This window comes from Pseudomonas sp. Snoq117.2, from assembly GCF_900110545.1.
GTDB lineage: Bacteria > Pseudomonadota > Gammaproteobacteria > Pseudomonadales > Pseudomonadaceae > Chryseomonas > Chryseomonas benzopyrenica.
Window position 1 is genome coordinate 1 of record NZ_FOED01000021.1, and the last position, 17997, is coordinate 17997.

The following is a 17997-nucleotide window of genomic DNA, read 5'->3' on the forward strand; positions in this document are numbered from 1 at the left end:
AAGCCACAGCAGCAAGTGATGATTCACTCAGACCAAGGCAGTCAGTTCAGTAGCTCAGATTGGCAAAGCTTCCTGAAGGCCAATAATGTGATCAGCAGCATGAGCCGACGGGGAAACTGCCACGACAATGCCGTAGCGGAGAGCTTTTTCCAGCTTTTGAAGCGGGAGCGAATCCGACGAAAGATCTACGCAACGCGTGACGAAGCCCGAAGTGATATTTTCGATTACATCGAGATGTTCTATAACCCTAAGCGTCGACACAGCAGTGCTATGCAGCTGTCTCCAGTAGAGTATGAGAAACGCTATTTCCTGAGCTTGGAGAGTGTCTAGGAAAGCAGGGGCGATTCAAACGTCTTCCAATGCAGCAAGCAGCGCGAGGATACTCGGGCAACCTGTTTATTCGTTTTTACGCATATACGAATGTACACATACCCCTGCCCATGAAGCTGCTTATCTCGCCCGAAACGATCGAGGTGCTGAAGCAGACCTTACGGCCTGCCCGAAGGCTGGGTAACCCAGTAACTGCAGTTGTGATTGGCGCGAGGATTTGCCGTGGGACACCTTTCAAACCCTCCCGGTCATCAACGAGGAATGCCAGCTTATTGGCGCAGCAACCTTAGCCCGTTGCCCACTACCAAGAGGCTGGCTCCCATATCGGCGAATACGGCCATCCACATGGTTGCTTGCCCAGTGAAGGTCAGCAGCAAAAAAGCGGCTTTTAGGCCAAGTGCAAGCACGATGTTTTGCAAGAGCACCTGAGCGGTGGCGCGAGAGAGCTTCACAAAGGTTGGAATCTTGCGCAGATCATCGTCCATGAGGGCCACGTCTGCTGTCTCGATGGCCGTGTCGGTGCCCGCAGCCCCCATCGCAAAGCCAATGTCGGCGCGTGCCAATGCCGGGGCATCGTTGATACCGTCTCCTACCATGCCGACCTTACTGGACTGGGCAAGCTGTTCGACTTCGCGCAGCTTGTCGGCCGGTAGCAGGTTACCTTGGGCGCGATCTATTCCGGCCTGAGCAGCAATCGCTTGGGCGGTATGTGGATTATCGCCCGTCAGGATCACGGTCTGGATACCCAGCGCATGCAGCTCGGCTATCGCATTGCGGCTGCTGTCCTTGATGGTGTCGGCGACAGCGAAGATCGCCAGTACATCGTCAGCCCCTACCAGCATCACCACGGTCTTGCCCTCGCTTTCGAGCGCCGTGATGCGCTGTTTCAGGTCCGAGGAGCACCCCCTCAATTCGTCGACCGTTCGATGGTTTCCAAGATGATAGGTCTGTCCATCGATCACACCGCGTACGCCCTGGCCAGGCAGCGCGGCAAACTCCCCGACCTCTCGCAGCACCACACCGTCGCCAACGGCGGCTTTCGCGATGGCTTTGGATACCGGATGGTCAGAGCGGCTAGCGAGACTCGCTGCAATGCTGCGACTGCTATCGGTCAAGGCGCTGTTCAAGGAGATAGCGTCGGTCTGCTCGGGTTTGCCGTGGGTGAGCGTGCCGGTCTTGTCCAAGGCTAGCCACCGCAGCTTGCGACCATCCTCCAGATAAACGCCACCCTTGATGAGGATGCCTTGGCGTGCTGCGGCAGCCAGTCCGCTGACGATGGTGACCGGAGTGGAAATGACCAAGGCGCAGGGGCAGGCCACCACCAGCAGAATCAGGGCCCGATAGAGCCAATCCATCCAAGCTGCGCCCAGAAGCAGGGGAGGTAGTACCGCCACGGCAATTGCTAGCACGAAAACGGCAGGCGTATACCAGCGGGCGAATTGATCGACGAAGCGCTGGGTTGGAGCGCGGCTGCCTTGCGCCTCTTCCACCATTTGGATGATGCGTGCCAAGGTGGAGTTGCCGGCCACCGCCGTGACGCGATATTCGAAGGATCCAGACTCGTTGATAGTGCCGGCATAGACCGGATCGCCGGGGGCCTTTTCAACGGGAAGGCTTTCCCCAGTGATCGGCGCTTGGCTCACGGTGGAGCCGCCCTCTAGCAGCACACCATCGAGCGCGATGCGCTCGCCCGGCCGCACCCGCACCCGGCTACCGATAGCGACCTGCTTGGCCTCCACATCGAGCCAAGTACCGTCAGGCTGCTGCACCGTGGCTTGTTCGGGGGCTAGATCGAGTAGGTCCCGGATGGCATTGCGGGCACGATCCAGCGATTTGGCCTCAATGACCTCGGCGAGGGCGAATAACACCATCACCATCGCCGCTTCCGGCCAATGGCCGATCAACATGGCCCCGGTGACGGCAATCGACATTAGGGCGTTCATGTTGAGATTGCGGTTCTTAAGCGCTATCCAGCCCTTTTTGTAAGTGGACAACCCACCCAGGGAGATGGCAATCAACGCCAGTACCAGGACCGACCAATGATTGCCACCTAGATACCAGTACATGCCCTCAGCGGCTATTGCAGCAGCAAGAGAGAAGCCGAGCGGCAGCCACGGCGTCGAGTCGCTATAGGCCCTTGATGGTGGAGTGCGATAATTCTGGGTGTCCAGCTCCTGAGCTTCGAAGCCTAGCGACTGGATCGCATCGAGTACCTTGGCTAGCGCGCTGGCGGTATGACGCACAGTCAATGTGCGCTGCATCAGATTGAAGTCCAGATCAACTACACCAGGAAGAAGGGTGAGCTTTTTCCGAATCAGGGTCTCTTCGGTAGGGCAATCCATCTGGGCTATGCCAAGACGGGTAATCTGCGTGCTCGGGTCGTCTCCCTGACGCACCGCCTGCATACCGACCGCTGACAAGGCTTCTTCCAATGGGGTCAGCGAAGGCAGGTTGTGCCGTACGATCAGCGTGCGCTTCATCAGGTTGAATTCCAAGCCGACAACGCCGGACAAGCCCCCCAGCTTGCGCCGAATGAGCGCTTCCTCTGTGGGGCAGTCCATATTCTGAATAAGGTAGTGAGCTTCCCTAGCCTCGGCCAGGGCGCTGGCCGTCGGTTCGGGCGTAAGAAGAGGGCCTGACGCAGCCGAGCTGCAACCGCACCCCTTTGATCCGCAATCGCTCATGTCAGCCCCCACTTTCACCGTTGAATGGGGAGCATTACAATCCCTATAGTTACTATAGAGTCAAGCACTCAAGGCGGCCGAAGTGGACATGAGGATTGGGGAGCTAGCCCGGCTCACAGGATGCGAAGTTGTGACCATCCGCTACTTCGAGAAGGAAGGGCTGTTGTCGGAGCCAGCACGTAGCGCCGGGAATTACCGGTTGTACAGCAAGGCACACCTTGAGCAATTGCAGTTCGTTCTGCACTGCCGCACGCTGGACATGACGCATGCCGAGATTCGTGCCCTGCAGGGCCTGCGCGAAAACCCAAGGCAGGACTGTAGCGAGGTCAACGCGCTGCTGGATTCCCATCTCCAGCAGGTGGAGGCGCGGATCGTGGCATTACTGCAGCTAAAGCAGCACATGACTGCCTTACGTGAAAGGTGCGGTGGAGCGCGCCCCATCGAGTCCTGCGGTATTCTGCAAGGGCTAGCGGATTGTTCTTTCCATACCCCAGGGCCTATTAGGACTAGTGAGCCTTGAGCCCACATTGGATATATCCGAACTCTGCAGGGAGACACTGAGCAGCAGCATGAGCACCCATTTCAGCTTTCTACTCTGAAGCCCCGTATCCCAACGCTCTGTGCATACCTATTGAGCGCGTCGAGCGACCGAAACACTCTCACCAATTCGCGCCGGGAGCGGAGAGGAAAATGTCGGCTTTCTTTGCTGTAGCGTACCTGTAGCTGCCATCCATGCCCCTCAGGGCCTGGAGTAGCACGCACATCCCAAGCGGCCCCGGCTGCAACTAGGGCGGCCAGGCCCTCAGCGCTAATCGACTGACGCATGACGGTTGCGCTTTGGGACGCAACTGGTGATTGCTGGGCTGGCCGCGCGTTCTGGAGATCAGCCCTGATACGCCGGTGTCCCGGTAACGCTGCACAAGGCAGTGAACCTGCCGTGTTGTCAGCTGCAGCCGCTGGGCAGCGCGGGTAGGCGTGATAAAACCCTCGGTCACCGCCTGGATGACCTTGAGACGATCTACTTCGCGTAGGCTCATCGTGATCCGCTCGTGGGCTGACATCCTGATCGCTCCGTATCGCTAGCAAAGCCGGTAGGCTAGCGACCACAGGTGATCGGGACATTTCTATTTGGCTGGATCGCGACATTACTACTTGGCCGTAACACGCCGTTTCAAGGCTCAGTACAGATGTCGTTGCGCCGGCCAAGTAGAAATGTCAAAACAAGAGGTCAGTCGAACAGACCTGGACTCAGTTTCTGCCGTTGCGCTGGGCTAGCTTGGTTAGCGCCCAGCGATCATTCCATTCGCTCGGGGCTAGATAGAGCGCTGATTGACCCTGGCCGATAAAGCGTCCGCGCTTTCTTTTCGCTCCGAGTAGCGATCAACGAGGTAATCCTCACGGCCACGAACCAGCAAAGTAAACTTCACCAATTCCTCCATCACATCGACCACACGGTCGTAATACGCGGAAGGCTTCATTCGGTCCGCGTCGTCGAACTCTAGATAAGCCTTCGGCACAGACGACTGATTCGGGATGGTCAGCATGCGCATCCACCGCCCGAGAATCCGCATCTGGTTCACCGTGTTGAACGACTGAGAGCCACCGGAAACCTGCATGACGGCGAGTGTCTTGCCCTGCGTGGGCCGTACGGCGCCCAGGGTCAGGGGAATCCAGTCGATTTGCGCCTTGAGTACCGCAGACATGGCGCCGTGACGTTCCGGCGAACACCACACCTGCCCCTCTGACCAGAGCACCAGGTCGCGCAGCTCTTGCACCTTGGGGTGGTCGACCGGTGCGTCATCGGGGAGTGGTAGCCCGAATGGATCAAAGATCACGGTCTCGGCGCCCATGAGCTGGAGCAGACGTGCGGCCTCTTGCGTCAGCAGGCGGCTGAATGAACGCTCCCTGTTCGACCCATAGAGTAGAAGGATTCGTGGCTTGGTATCAGAGGTGTCTGAAAGCCCCAACCTGTTTGTGCTGGGCAGATCCAGCAGCGACAAATCGAGGGCCGGCAAGGTCTCGGCAGATTCCATCTCTAAATCGCTCATCACAGTGCTCCGATCCGATCCAGCGCCTGCTTCAGCTCCGCGCCCTGAAGCGCTACTAGATCCAGCGCGAAGAATGCTGCGAATCGCCTTTTGATGTGCTCAACAGTTGCGTCGAAAGCGGCCTGGATAGCCTCATCGCTGCCTTCTACATCGGAGGGGTCAGATAGTCCCCAGTGGCTCTTAATGGCTGGGCCAAAATACACCGGGCAAGGTTCACCGCCAGCCTTGTCACATACGGTGATGACGATATCGGGGGGAGTGTCGGCGAACACCTCAGATCCCTTGCTGTACAGGCCCGACGTGTCGATGCCCAAGCCTTGCAAAGTGCTTACCGCTCGTGGATTGAGTTTGCCACTCGGGAAGCTTCCCGAACTGATAGCCGTAAAGCCGGCCGGCGCCATCTGGTTGAACAACCCTTCGGAAAGAACGCTGCGGCAGCTATTGGCCGTACACATGAACAGGATCTTCATAAGGTGACTCCTAAGCAGTGATGCTCAAACGCACGGCAAGGGCTGCCAGCGTCGTGAGCAGAATGGGAAAGGTGAGGACACAGCCAACCTTGAAGTAGTAACCCCAGGTAATGCGGATGTTTTTCTGAGCCAAGACATGCAACCACAGCAGCGTTGCCAGACTGCCAATAGGCGTGATCTTCGGGCCCAGGTCGCAGCCAATGACGTTGGCGTACACCATGGCTTCATGCACCAGTCCGGTCACGCCACTGCCCTGGATCGACAAAGCGCCGATCAGCACGCTGGGCATGTTGTTCATGACAGAGGACAGCAGCGCAGCGGTGAAGCCGGTGCCCAACGTGGCAGCCCACAGGCCATGATCGGCAAAGGTGGCAAGCAACGAGCTGAGCCCCTCCGTCAGCCCGGCATTTTTCAACCCATAGATCACTAGGTACATGCCAAGTGAGAACAGCACGACCTGCCAGGGCGCATTTAGCAACACCTTACGTGTCGAGATCACATGACCCTTCGTTGCAATGATCAGCAGCACTAACGCACAGGCGGCGGCAACAGCGCTGATAGGAATGCCAAGCGGCTCAAGAGCGAACAAGCCGACCAGTAGGAGCAACAGCCCCCACCAGCCAGCAATAAACGTAGGGCGATCCCTGATCGCCTGCTCTGGTCGGCGTAGCACCTCCGGTGAATACGAAGGTGGCACCTCTTTTCGATAGAACCACCAGAGCATCCCCAGGGTCGCCACTACGCTTACCAGATTCACCGGCCACATGATCGAGGCGTATCGAGCGAACCCTATGTCGAAGAAATCCGCGGAGACGATGTTCACCAGGTTTGAGACAACCAGGGGCAGGCTGGCCGTGTCGGCAATGAACCCAGCGGCCATAACGAAAGCCAGGGTTGCTGCCGGACTGAAGCGCAGCGCAGTCAGCATCGCGATGACGATGGGGGTCAGAATCAAGGCTGCGCCATCGTTGGCAAATAGCGCTGAGACGGCTGCCCCGAGGAGCACCATGAGCACAAACAGGCGCGCACCGCTGCCCTGGCCCCAGCGAGCCACGTGAAGTGCAGCCCACTCGAAAAAGCCCGCCTCATCCAGCAGAAGGCTGATGATGATGACCGCGATGAACGTCGCGGTGGCGTTCCACACGATGTGCCAGACCAATGGAATGTCGCTGAGCATAACCACACCCGTCAGCAAGGCGAGTATCGCTCCAGCCGACGCGCTCCAGCCCACGCCAAGCCCGCGAGGTTGCCAGATCACCAGCACCAGCGTGATGAGAAAAATTGAAATTGCCAACAGCATGTCAGGTCTCCGAAGTCACTTAGCAACAGGAAACCCGGCGTACCGGACGACCTTCCATCGAAGCAAGGCGGCCCTGATCTTCGCCAAGCCAAGAGCGGTTCGCCTCGAGCGTTGCCTGGAGCACTTCCATTGCCCATTGAGGCAGCTCGGGATGAATGCGGTAATAGATCCACTGACCTTGACGGCGATCCTCCAGCAAACCGCAGACGCGGAGTTGAGCCAGGTGGCGAGAGACCTTCGGCTGGCTATCGTCGAGCGCCCAAATCAATTCGCAAACGCATAGCTCGCCCTCAGCGGCGAGCATGAGCATGATCCGGGCTCGGGTTTCGTCACCGAGGCATTTGAAAAAGGTGTGCGGCTGAAGGTACATGGGCAGCCTTTATATCTGTGATTTCGAATATTCGAATTTACAGATGTATTCGAGCCTTTGGAAGGTGCTTATCCGGCCGAAGTGACCGCGAATGCAAAGGCAGGTCTCCCCGGTCGCTCCCTGGGTTGGCAGCCGAGTCCCCTAGTTCTCCACCCTATACCTGCGTATTCCAACACTTTGCGCGTACCGGTTGAGCGCATTCAATGACCGAAACACCCTCACCAATTCGCGCCGGGAGCGGAGAGGAAAATGTCGGCTTTCTTTGCTGTAGCGCACCTGTAGCTGCCATCCGTGCCCTTCAGGGCCTGGACTAGCACGCACATCCCAAGCGGCCCCGGCTGCAACCAGGGCGGCCAGGCCCTCAGCGCTAATCGACTGACGCATGACGGTTACGCTTTGGTAGTGGGCTTTTGTGAAGAGCAGCTAGGAGGTCCTCTGGCATCAACTCTTTTGCTTTTTTCTTCGCCGGCTCTGAGCGTTGGGCTTTAGTAGGCCTTGGATTGCCAGGTACCGAATGAGAGCGCCGATTGTCGCGCTGCTCTTGCATCAGTTGCGCCACTTGCAAGACGTGCCCCAGCCGTTTGTTCTCGACGATAGCGCCTTGGTTGACCTCAGGCAGCTGATCGAGAATGCCGTAAGGCAAGGCAGCGCCTTCCGATCGCACCTCGATCCGGCCGTCCGGGTAGTGATAGATCTCTACGTAGCGGCCAGCCAATGCTCGGGTTTGCGGCGTATCGTGCAGAACATAGAGGCGCTTGTCGTATTGCAGCGTTAGGCTTTTCGACACTCGACGCGGCTCTCGCCACGTCAAGACTAGAGTCAGGTCCTCGTCGTCACGTACTGCGCGGTGGGCATCGAAATCAGAGCGGGCCGGTTTGGCGAAGCGCCGGTTGTAATCAGCCATGAACAACGGCAGATAGGCGTTCGCCGCCTCGACAGTGCTGAGATTTCGTAGTCGCAGCTCCTTGACCAGGCGATCCTGCAGGGTGAGATGGGCACGCTCGACGCGCCCCTTGGCCTGGCTGGAGTTGGCGCAGAAAGTATCGATGTTCAGCTCGAACATGGCCCGAGCGAAATGCGTGTGACCAGCACCGCCCTGGGCATCCTTGCTATTGACCCGGAACACGCTGGCCTTGTCGCTGTAGAGGGCGACAGGCTTGCCATGGTGTTCCAGATAGGCACGGGTGGCCTGGAAGTAGCTGAAGGTCGATTCGCTACGGGTGAACGCCAGGTGCATCAGGCGACTGGTGGCGTCGTCGATGTAGACCAAGAGGGTGCACGCCGGCGCACGATCCTCGAACCAGCGATGATCGCTGCCATCAATCTGGATCAGCTCGCCGAGGCAAGCTCGGCGATTACGTGGCTGGTACACCTTAGGCGGTCGTGCCCGACGCGGCGTCCACAAGCCGGCATCCATCATGATGCGCCGAACCGTTTCCTTGGCTAGACGCAAGCCGTGGCACTCGGCCAGTTTCTCGGCAGCAAGCGTGGGACCGAAATCCTGGTAATGCGTGCGGATCAGGGTGACGGCGCGCCGCTCAAGGCCGGGACGCAACTGGTGATTGCTGGGCTGGCCGCGCTTTCTAGAGATCAGCCCTGATACGCCGGTGTCCCGGTAACGCTGCACCAGGCGGTGAACCTGCCGTGTTGTCAGCTGCAGGCGCTGGGCAGCGCGTGTGGGCGTAAGGAAACCCTCGGTCACCGCCTGGATGACCTTGAGGCGATCGACTTCGCGTAGGCTCATCGTGATCCGCTCGTAGGCTGACATCCTGATCGCTCCGCATCGGCTGCAAAGCCGCTAGGCTAGCTGCCATACGTGATCGGGACATTTCTATCTGGCTGGATCGCGACATTACTATTTGGCCGTAACACCGCCGACTTCCGATAAGTAGCCGTTACGTGAAATCAGGCCCTACACATGAGGCCGCCCCGGCGGCCTTTTTTGGGGGCCCTGGATGCCACAACCCCCGATACTGGATGGCTAGACCCCAGGGATTGGCCGAGGGCGAACCCAACTTGTGCTGCCAGGAGTGGCAACCGGCGCCTGCGCGGCTTGCATCGAGCCGCAGCCGGTACCGAGTTGCATTTTTCAAATTCTCGATAGCGTGCAACGGATCTCTCACAACTCTCGAGGCATTCGGAACATGGCTACCCAGAAACACTTCGACGCTGCAGCCGAGCGGCTGCTTGGCGAAACGGTCTACCAGGGCCTGCTCGCGTCCGGTTATTCGCGGCCGGACTTCTGCCGCGAAATCGCGCAGCTGGCGTTCATCGGTCATCTACCCGACTCGGCAAGCAAACAGGACGATCTCGTGCTGATCCGCCAGGTCGCTGAGCGGCTGTGGAAAGGCGCCGGCGATACTGGATTGGACGAGTAGGGGGCCTGGTAATGGACGACATCAAGAAAGCAGAGAGAAAGCGCTTCGAGGCGGCCACCCAGCAGGCGGACTGGAACGCGGTGGTGCAGGGCAACCCCACCAACACGGTGCCGGTCTGGATCTATTCGGTGAATCCGGAGCACGGCGCCCGGTTGGTCACACAGCTCTCGGTCGAGGGCTACCGCGCCGCGTGTCAGCGTGGTGGGCTGCCATTGCCCAAGGGCATCCAAGCGTGGGACGTGCTGCAATACGCCTTGACCAACTACGAGGCGGCCAAGGATCACGCGGCGCGCCTGGCGCTGCACGAAGAGCTCGCGGGCGCCCTGCTGAACTATGCCAGCCACACCAAGACCTGGGGCATGCTTCCCCCGGTAGGCCAGGTGCAGGGCATCCACGTGATGATCGGTGACTGGAACACCCGCAAGGCCGGCCGCGTGTTCAAGCCGGCAGCGGTCGTGGGGCGTGAGCTGCTCAGCCGTCCGGACGTCGTCGCCCTCCTCGACCAACTGATCGCGGCCCATACCGCGAAGCATCCGGGCGAAGGCCCGATCCGGGCCCGCTAGTCACCAACTACCGGCAGATGGCTTCGCACGGCACACCGTCGTGGTCGCCATCGATCCGGCTGTTGCCACAGTGCTGCAGCTGATACTTCGCCTCCGCACAGCTCGCCATCTGCCTGCAGGCCTTTAGCGGTGTGCAGCTGAAGGATCCCGCGGCGATGGCGCCCTCCGATCCGCCAAATTGAGAAAAGGACGTGGGTCGCTTCGGCGGTACTGCCGCCGGCGGCTCGCCCTCTCCAGCTTGCGCGTCTTGACGCTGATCACGCGCGGCGTGGCGCCACTCCCACGGCGGTACCCGCTCCGCCTCCGGTAGCGCCCACAGGCCACGCTTCTGCGCCTTGGCCTGTGCTTCCCGGTCCAGCAGCGATCGATCCTTCAGGTATTGGCGATAGACCCACGCGGCACCCTGGCGCACCTGCTCGGCATTCACGTCCGTATTGCCCTGGTACACGCGGGCCACCCGCCGGCCGTATCGGTCAGTGTCCTGGACGTCCAGGCGGACAGCCTTCGAAAAGACCATGGCTGCCAAGGATTGCTGGGCGCGGTTGCCGTAGGGCTGTTTGCTCTCCGGGGTGTCGATTTCCGCAAGCCGGACCTTGATCTGTTGCTTGGCGGTGGTGAGGCACGTCAGGGTGTCGCCGTCGTGCACGCCCACCACGCGGCAGTCGATCGTTTCGGCGAAGGAGAGTGTAGGGAGGGTTAACGCAAGGGCTACTGCTAGCTGCCGAAGCATATGAGGTCTCAGATCCGTTTTAAGAGGGGAGGTCCGGTATCACCGGGCGGGCGCTGCCGCGTTTCCGTACTGCCAGCGACGCCGACGCGGGAGTGTAGCGGCGGTGCGGATGACTGGCAGGGTCTATGCGGGGCAGAAGCGGACAGAGGAGCGAAAGGTGGCTATAAGCGGCGGCGGGCTAGCGGCGGTGGCCACCGTCAGTGGCGGTACCGCCGGCGGCCATCTTTTTGCGGTTGGGGCGCTTATACGCGGGGATCTGGCGCTTCAAGCGCAGCTGTCTCACCTTGCTGTAGTGGACCCCGTGCCTCAGGCCGACCGCTCGATCGCTATCGGTGCCCAGCTCCGCCAGTAGCGCCTCGCTCAGCGGCTTTTCGTCCTGCAGCTTTGGAATGTCGCGCCGTTTGCGTTCGCGGTACACCAGGTCGTCAGGAATCCCGAACCGGTGAGCGAGCTCGGCGTCTCGCAACTTGCCCAAGAGCGGCACGGCCGCCGGGGGCAGACTGTACACCCGCGGCGCCCGCTTCGCCGGGGCCAGGCCCTGGCGCAGGCGCATCAGGTAGACCGCGCGCCGGCTGATGCCGAGCCGCCTGGCGACGGTCGCATCGGGTTCCTGTCCAAGGAGGGCGAGGTTCTCCGGGCTCCACCGGAACAGCGTCTCGCGCTGGAAGCCGCCCTGCTTCAGGTCGTAGGGCGCGATGGCCAGCGTCTGCCGCTTGCGCGCCACGGTCATGCGCGACATACCCCAGCGGTCGCCCAGGGCGGTATCGCTCTCTGTGCCCAGCAAGGCAATCATCTCATCCGTCCAGATCTTCATCGCAACTCACAGCATCTGCAGCACCAGCCAGCCAGTCTAGCGGCATGGCACCAGCCGAACCACGGCAGGCCTTGCGTTTTCCGGATCGGTGAGAGGGTAGGCCATCACCTGATGGAGACGCGAGTATGGTACCGGTTGAACAGCTCAAAGCCGCGGTGGAACAACTTCCGAAGTGGAGCCCGCAGATCACCAGCCAGGTAGGCTGGGTCAACTGGCGCCAGGGCTTCCAGATCAAGGCGCTCTGGTACGGGCATTGTTCGCTCCTGTGCTACCTCGACTTCAAGGACAGGGTCGCCCGGGACAACACCTTGGCCACCGCCTTCAAACGCTTTGCTGACCCAGACGCCCGGCCGCGAAAGATCGATGGCCATGGCTGTTCCTGCCTCGACTACTCGTTCCAGTCTGACCAGTTCGTGTCCATCAATGAGCTGGCGGAGATCGCGGACGCCAAGGGCTATGCGTACACCGTCCTGTACGTCCAGGAATGTGTCGGTGCTCGGCCGGTTTTCGCGACGCTGGGCATCCCGCTGGTACCGGGCGAGATGGGTAAGGAGTGGGTAGGCGGCGAGTTCATTTCCTACGCCTGTCCCGCCGGCCAGAATCTGTAGTCGTCTGCCACGCCTGCTGCGTTACAGATTCCGGCCAGCGCCGGGCGGTGCGGTACACCAACGCCCGGCGAGCCGTAATCTGTAGTCGTACCCTACGTCACCTGACGACCTGCTGCCGGCCATCCCTGCACCGCGCGGTATCATCACGCCTCAATTCGTGAGGCGTGCGCAATGCTGGTGATCCATCTTGAAAGTGGTCGAGTAATCAACCTGGAGCGCGCGGTGAGTACCGTCAACGGGTACGGTATCTGGGAATACCACCGGAGCCAGAGCTCCAGTATGTGGGTGCCCGACTACACCCCCTACCGCCACCTCGCCGTCAAACCGCCGGACCCGGCCATTGGCCAGAAGGTCACCGTGGCTATCTGCAAGCTCGGCGCGCCGGAGGAAGAGTGGAAGCCCTTCAGATCCGGGATCGCGGGATTCGACGGGATCTGAAAGCGGTCGCAGTAGGCGAATCAGGCTACCCCGGTGCGCCAGCTGCTGAGCCCATCGCGGCTTGCGTATCTGAAGACCTATGGGACGTCGTTCAGCATCACTCAACGATGCTGACGGAGCTTCCCCATGCAGACCCCCAACACCTCCTCGACTCCGGCTCTGCCGCTAAAGCTGTGCGTCCACCGCTATTACTCCAGAGCCGAAGACCCGGCCTTCCAGCAGCTGCTTGTGGTTTGGAACCAGGTGGCGCCGATCCTCGCTGCGGCGCCGGCCGGCACCATTGCCAAAGTCGACAGCGAGTCCCTGTTCGTCGCGCCGGTGGATGGTGCTTTGGCGATGTTCCTGTCCGCAGACCTCAGCCCAACCGCCGTCGACGGCAACATCTTCCGGCCTGAGGATTCCGACGGCATCGGCGCCGATGAATTTGCTGAGCTACAGGGCGCCTTGGAGCGCTGGATGGCTGCGCCAACGTACGACACGCCCTGCACCCCGTCTCACCTCGCAGACGTGCTCGCCGCTAACTACGGGGAGGCGGAAGCGCCACGTGAATGGCGATGGTCGGGCGAGACCCTATAGGCCTTCAGTAGCAAGGCTTCACGTCTGGCAGTCCACTAGGGCAAGCAAGATTCGCATGCCCTGGAGACACCCCGCGCCAGTCGGTATAGCGGAAGTATCCCAGGCGGTATACTTCCGATCTTGAAGCATCGCCTATGGCTCCACGTCACTCGCGCATTCAGCCAATTCGAGAGCTGCCCTCTCGAAGATGCGGTCAATGAAAATCCCGGCTTCGCGTATCGAGACCCTGCAGCAGCTCGCTGATGTCCTCCAAGCGGCCGGCCACAATGTGCAGCACGCCATCGCGCGTCTCTACCGTTCCATCCACTCGCAGCAGCTGTGACGCCACCAGCTCCCGCCGCTGGCGCTCCGCCAGGGTGCGCCACACCACCACGTTCACCATCCCAAACTCATCCTCCAGTGTCACGAAGGTCACGCCGCTGGCGGTACCCGGCCGCTGTCGGCCGACTACTAGGCCAGCGACCCGGGCCGGCTGGCCGTGGCGCCGCTCCTTCAGCTCCTGCGAGCTCATCAGCCGCCGGGCCGACAGCTCCGGCCGCAGCAGGGTGAGAGGGTGCGGCCCCAGGGTGGTGCCTAGGGAGGCATAGTCCGAATAGAGGTCCTCACCCACGGTTGGCGCAACCAGCTCCTGGATCTCCTCCTCAACCACAGCGCCCTCGGCGAATAGGGGCAGCTGCGGCTCGATCGCGGCCATGGCCCAGCGCGCCTGGAATCGGTGCCCTGCGAGGCCCTTCAAGGCTCCCGCATCCGCCAGGCACTCCCGGGCCTTAGCATCAAGGCCTGCACGTAGGCACAGATCGGTAACATCGCGGAATGGCCGGTGCCGGCGGGCCTGCTCAACGGCGCGCCCGGCTTTCTCGGCCAGGCCTCGCACCATTCGCAATCCCATCCGGATAGCCGGCTGCGAGCTATCGGCGACTGGCTCGAGACTGCAATCCCAGTCGCTGCAGGTCACGTCTACCGGCAGGGTCTGCAACCGATGGCGCCGGGCGTCCTGCAGGATCTGGTCGGGGCTGTAGAAGCCCATGGGGTAGGAGTTGATCAGCGCCGCGGCGAAGGCGGCCGGTTCGTGACATTTGAGCCAGCAGCTGGCGTAGGTCAGCAGGGCGAAGCTGGCCGCATGGGATTCGGGAAAGCCGTAGCTGCCGAACCCCTCGATCTGCCGGAAAATGTCCGCGGCGTACTCGGCCGTGTAGCCGTTAATGAGCATGCGCGAGGTGAGTCGCTCCCGGTGCGGCTCCAGCCCGCCATGGCGCTTCCACGCCGCCATGCTGCGGCGCAGCTGATCGGCCTCGCCAGGGGTGTAGTCGGCGGCCAAGATGGCGAGCTCCATCACCTGTTCCTGGAACAGGGGCACACCCAGGGTCCGGCCGAAGACGCGCTCGAGTTTCGGCGGGTAGCTGATCTCCTCCTGACCGGTCCGCCGGCGCAGGTACGGGTGGACCATGCCACCCTGGATGGGGCCCGGGCGGACGATGGCCACCTCGATCACCAGGTCGTAAAAGGTCTGTGGCTTCAGCCGCGGCAGCATAGCCATCTGGGCACGTGACTCGATCTGGAACACCCCGAGCGTATCGGCCCGGCTAATCATCGCGTAGGTCGGCTTGTCCTCTTGAGGCACGGTAGCCAGGGTCAGCTCCTTACCCCGGTAGCCCCTCACCAGGTCGAAGCACCGGCGCAGGGCGCTGAGCATGCCCAGGGCGAGGATGTCGACCTTGAGCAGGCCCATCGCATCGAGATCGTCCTTGTCCCACTGGATGACGGTGCGTCCTTCCATGGCCGCGTTCTCGACCGGCACCAGGGTATCCAGCGTCTGGTCGGCGATGACGAAACCGCCCGGGTGCTGAGACAGGTGCCGCGGGAAACCGATTAGCTCGCCGGTGAGCACCAGGATCCGGTGAAGGAGGGGGCTATCAGGATCGAAGCCAGACTCGCGGAGGCGCTCCGGCGGCGGCAGATTGTCGGTCCAACGGCCGCAGCAGTCCGCCAGCGCGGTGATCTGGTCTGGGGGTAGGCCGAGGGCCTTGGCCACGTCGCGGACGGCACCCGCAGCGTGGTAGGTGGATACCACCGCGGTGAGGGCGGCGCGCTGGCGCCCATAGCGGCGGAAGATGTACTGGATGACCTCTTCCCGGCGGTCATGCTCGAAGTCGACGTCGATGTCTGGTGGCTCATCGCGCTCGTGGCTGATGAAGCGCTCGAACAGTAGGTTGATCCGGGTCGGATCCAGCTCGGTGATGCCCAGGGCGAAACAGACTGCAGAGTTGGCGGCCGAGCCGCGCCCCTGGCAAAGGATCCCCTGCTGCCGGGCGAAGCGGACGATGTCGTGCACCGTCAGGAAGTAACTCTCATATGCCTTGTCGGCGATCAGCTGCAGCTCCTTTTCGATCTGGGCACGTAGTCGAGCCGATAGGCCTTCGGGCCAGCGCCAGGCGCAACCCTCCTCGGTGAGAACACGCAACCAGCTGGTGGCGGTGTGTCCTTCCGGTACCACCTCACTAGGGTATTGGTAACGGAGCTCCGCCAGGCTGAAGGTGCAGCGCTCTGCAATACGTAGGGTCTCCTCCAGCAGCTCGGGCGGATAGCACCGCGCCAAGGCCTCACGGGTCCGTAGGTGGCGCTCGCCATTCGGGAAGAGCAGCTGGCCGGCTTCCGCCACCTGGACGTGATGACGGATGGCGGTGATCGTGTCCTGCAGGGCCCGGCGCCCGCGGCAGTGCATGTGCACGTCACCGGTAGCCACCAGCCCTACGCCCAAGGCCGCACCCAGCCCCTGCAGCTGCTGCAGCCGTACCTGGTCGTCTTGATCGAAGTGGAGCTCGGCGGCAATCCACAGCCGGCCGGGGAAAACCTGCAGCAACCAGCGCACCGACTCCGCCTCTGCGTGCCGATCCGGTACCCAGAGCGCGACAAGGCCAGCGACCTGGTCGAGGTCCTCGCGCAGCAGCCGGTAGCTGCCCTTGTCCGCGCGCCGACGGGCCAGGGTGATCAGCCGGCACAGCTGCTGGTAGCCCCGCAGGTCTTCCACCAGCAGCACGAGCTTGGGGCCCTGGGCGACCTGGAACTCCGCGCCCACGATCAGCCGGACGCCATGCTTCTCCGATGCCTGCCAGGCGCGCACTATGCCGGCGAGAGTGCACTCGTCGGTGATGGCCAACGCCTCATAGCCCATGACCCTGGCACGCTCGAATAGCTGATCGACGCTGGAAGCACCGCGCTGGAAGCTGAAGTTCGACAGGCAGTGCAGCTCCGCATAGCCGGGTGTCACGCGAACCACCCCTGCACCCACCAGCCTGACCCTTCCGCCGGAGACTGGAAGGCCCAGGCCGTACGCCCGTCGGCGAGCTCGAGCACGTAGTAGTCCCGACGGGCATCCTCGCCGTCCCACCAACCGCTCTCGATACGCTCAGGCCCGCTCAGGACCCGTGACTGGTCGACATCCAGGGGCTCCGGCGCCGGTAGCAGCCAGCCAGGCCGTCGATTTGGTCCCAATGCCTGGAGCGCCAGCGAAGGCGTGTCGCGCCGCCAGGCCCGCTCCGGCCGGTGATCGCCCTGCGCGCCCACCGCATAGACCGCGTCGTCGCCAAGGCGAGAACGCAGCCGCTCGCGCAGCTGCTCCCAGCTCACCGTCTGTTGCGGGCGCTCATCGAAGAGGCCGCGGTGCTGAGGGACGAACGAGGGCAGTTCGTCAGCGACCAGGCCGATCGCGAGTACCGGCTCCACCACCTGGGTGGGCTCCAGGCGCCCCCGGGCAAATTCGAACAGCAGCGCAGGGTCACGCTCCGGGGCGAGTAAGCCAACCACCACCTCCGTGGTCGGCGCCTCCCTATGCTCCAGCCGCAGGGTGAAGCGCTGGGCGCCCATGTCCCGGCCGGCCAGGTAGGTGGCCAGGTCCGAGGTCAGGCGACGCAGCGGGAACAGCAGGGCCTGGGTCGACTCGACTTCGAAGTTGAGTTCGATCCGCAGCCTGAAGGTGGTCGGGGGCAGAAAAAACTCCAGGGGCAGGACCTTGCTGCCCAGCATCTGATCGAGGTGATTGAGCAGACTCAGGGGGAAGCGCCGGGCGAGCTGGGCCCGGGGCAGCGCCAGCACCTGGCTGAGCTGCCGAAGCCCCATGCGGCTCAAGGCCTGGACGATCACCGGCTCGAAGCCCAGAAGCGCCACCGGCAGCGTGCGCATAGCGCTGGCAAGGCCTGCATCGTCCCGAACCGCCAGGGTGTCGCCGGCGTTGGCCAACACCCGGGCGGCGACTGGGTTGGGTGCCAGGGTGATCCGGTGGCCGAAGCCCAGCGCCGTGAGCTCCTGGCGCAGCCTCGCTTCAAATCTTGGCCAGGGCCCGAAGAGCGGCAGGCTCGACTGCACCTCCAGCACCAGGGCGTCGGCGAAGTGCAGGCTCACCTGCGAGCTGAAGCCATAGGCCCAGGCGGCGAGGAGCTCGTGCTGGCGCCTCAGCGCTGCTTCGTCGTACTCCACCGTCGCAAACTGCGGGCAGATCGCTTGAGCCGCGGTATAGGTCATCTCCGGCCGGAGCCCGAGCGCCAACGCCGCCGGGTTCGCCGCCTTTATGATCCGGCGTTGTATTGGCCCGTGGAGCAGTACCAGGGGTTCGTCCGGGTCAGGACAATTGCGCAGCACACCGTCCAGCGCGAACTGCGGGAAAAAGATGCAGGCCCATTTCATGGCAGTCG

At 62.1% G+C, this 17997-nt stretch carries 18 protein-coding genes; 7 read left to right on the forward strand and 11 right to left on the reverse strand.

Going from position 1 to position 17997, the window contains the following annotated elements:
- Positions 1 to 330: IS3 family transposase (locus BMZ43_RS24245; protein WP_143075329.1), on the forward strand; the 330-nt coding region annotated here is incomplete at its 5' end.
- 269 nt (positions 331 to 599) lie between these two features.
- Here BMZ43_RS24245 and BMZ43_RS24250 read toward each other — a convergent pair.
- Positions 600 to 3014, reverse strand: a complete 2415-nt coding sequence (locus tag BMZ43_RS24250) for a heavy metal translocating P-type ATPase (RefSeq protein ID WP_093257407.1) — start codon at positions 3012 to 3014, stop codon at positions 600 to 602.
- A gap of 82 nt (positions 3015 to 3096) precedes the next feature.
- Between BMZ43_RS24250 and cadR the strand changes: the two genes are divergently transcribed.
- Positions 3097 to 3534 carry a Cd(II)/Pb(II)-responsive transcriptional regulator gene (gene cadR, locus BMZ43_RS24255; RefSeq protein ID WP_007162508.1) on the forward strand — a complete coding sequence of 146 codons (438 nt, stop codon included), beginning with the start codon at positions 3097 to 3099 and terminating at the stop codon, positions 3532 to 3534.
- A gap of 265 nt (positions 3535 to 3799) precedes the next feature.
- Here the strand turns inward: cadR and BMZ43_RS24260 are convergent, their stop codons facing one another.
- From BMZ43_RS24260 to BMZ43_RS24285, 6 genes are all read right to left on the reverse strand, one after another.
- On the reverse strand, positions 3800 to 4075 hold the full coding sequence (locus BMZ43_RS24260; protein WP_080568406.1) for a helix-turn-helix domain-containing protein: 276 nt from the start codon (positions 4073 to 4075) through the stop codon (positions 3800 to 3802).
- Between the two features lie 252 nt (positions 4076 to 4327).
- Positions 4328 to 5047 (reverse strand): arsenical resistance protein ArsH, encoded by a 720-nt coding sequence (arsH, locus tag BMZ43_RS24265; protein ID WP_371913904.1) that lies wholly within the window; start codon positions 5045 to 5047, stop codon positions 4328 to 4330.
- 14 nt (positions 5048 to 5061) lie between these two features.
- Positions 5062 to 5532: an arsenate reductase ArsC gene (locus BMZ43_RS24270; protein WP_007162506.1), complete on the reverse strand. Its 471-nt coding sequence runs from the start codon at positions 5530 to 5532 to the stop codon at positions 5062 to 5064.
- Positions 5533 to 5542: 10 nt separating this feature from the next.
- Positions 5543 to 6832, reverse strand: coding sequence for an arsenic transporter (locus BMZ43_RS24275; RefSeq protein ID WP_093257413.1), 1290 nt, complete (start codon positions 6830 to 6832; stop codon positions 5543 to 5545).
- 19 nt (positions 6833 to 6851) lie between these two features.
- Complete coding sequence (locus BMZ43_RS24280; protein ID WP_007162504.1) at positions 6852 to 7202, reverse strand: metalloregulator ArsR/SmtB family transcription factor; 351 nt, start codon at positions 7200 to 7202, stop codon at positions 6852 to 6854.
- A gap of 367 nt (positions 7203 to 7569) precedes the next feature.
- A complete protein-coding gene (locus BMZ43_RS24285) occupies positions 7570 to 8970 on the reverse strand; it encodes an ISNCY family transposase (RefSeq protein ID WP_007162503.1) in 1401 nt (466 codons plus the stop codon).
- Between the two features lie 376 nt (positions 8971 to 9346).
- Here BMZ43_RS24285 and BMZ43_RS24290 point away from each other — a divergent pair, with 376 nt between their 5' ends.
- Positions 9347 to 9580: a hypothetical protein gene (locus BMZ43_RS24290; RefSeq protein ID WP_093257416.1), complete on the forward strand. Its 234-nt coding sequence runs from the start codon at positions 9347 to 9349 to the stop codon at positions 9578 to 9580.
- Between the two features lie 11 nt (positions 9581 to 9591).
- On the forward strand, positions 9592 to 10143 hold the full coding sequence (locus BMZ43_RS24295; protein WP_007162501.1) for a hypothetical protein: 552 nt from the start codon (positions 9592 to 9594) through the stop codon (positions 10141 to 10143).
- Positions 10144 to 10150: 7 nt separating this feature from the next.
- On the opposite strand, the gene BMZ43_RS24300 is transcribed toward BMZ43_RS24295, so the two are convergent.
- Both BMZ43_RS24300 and BMZ43_RS24305 read right to left on the reverse strand, forming a co-directional pair.
- Positions 10151 to 10873 (reverse strand): thermonuclease family protein, encoded by a 723-nt coding sequence (locus BMZ43_RS24300; RefSeq protein WP_093257419.1) that lies wholly within the window; start codon positions 10871 to 10873, stop codon positions 10151 to 10153.
- Positions 10874 to 11051: 178 nt separating this feature from the next.
- On the reverse strand, positions 11052 to 11687 hold the full coding sequence (locus tag BMZ43_RS24305; protein WP_068383167.1) for a hypothetical protein: 636 nt from the start codon (positions 11685 to 11687) through the stop codon (positions 11052 to 11054).
- A gap of 125 nt (positions 11688 to 11812) precedes the next feature.
- On the opposite strand from BMZ43_RS24305, the gene BMZ43_RS24310 reads away from it, so the two are divergent.
- The 3 genes from BMZ43_RS24310 (at position 11813) to BMZ43_RS24320 (ending at position 13309) form a co-directional block, all read left to right on the forward strand.
- Positions 11813 to 12295, forward strand: a complete 483-nt coding sequence (locus BMZ43_RS24310; RefSeq protein WP_068383169.1) for a hypothetical protein — start codon at positions 11813 to 11815, stop codon at positions 12293 to 12295.
- A gap of 171 nt (positions 12296 to 12466) precedes the next feature.
- Positions 12467 to 12733 carry a hypothetical protein gene (locus tag BMZ43_RS24315; RefSeq protein WP_068383171.1) on the forward strand — a complete coding sequence of 89 codons (267 nt, stop codon included), beginning with the start codon at positions 12467 to 12469 and terminating at the stop codon, positions 12731 to 12733.
- A 126-nt stretch (positions 12734 to 12859) separates the two neighbouring features.
- On the forward strand, positions 12860 to 13309 hold the full coding sequence (locus tag BMZ43_RS24320) for a hypothetical protein (RefSeq protein ID WP_093257422.1): 450 nt from the start codon (positions 12860 to 12862) through the stop codon (positions 13307 to 13309).
- Positions 13310 to 13502: 193 nt separating this feature from the next.
- On the opposite strand, the gene BMZ43_RS24325 is transcribed toward BMZ43_RS24320, so the two are convergent.
- Together BMZ43_RS24325 and BMZ43_RS24330 are read right to left on the reverse strand one after the other, a co-directional pair.
- Positions 13503 to 16577, reverse strand: a complete 3075-nt coding sequence (locus tag BMZ43_RS24325) for an error-prone DNA polymerase (protein ID WP_068383176.1) — start codon at positions 16575 to 16577, stop codon at positions 13503 to 13505.
- Positions 16574 to 17989, reverse strand: a complete 1416-nt coding sequence (locus BMZ43_RS24330; protein WP_068383178.1) for a Y-family DNA polymerase — start codon at positions 17987 to 17989, stop codon at positions 16574 to 16576. Before BMZ43_RS24330 ends, BMZ43_RS24325 begins: the two co-directional genes overlap by 4 nt.
- Between the last annotated feature and the right edge of the window lie 8 nt (positions 17990 to 17997).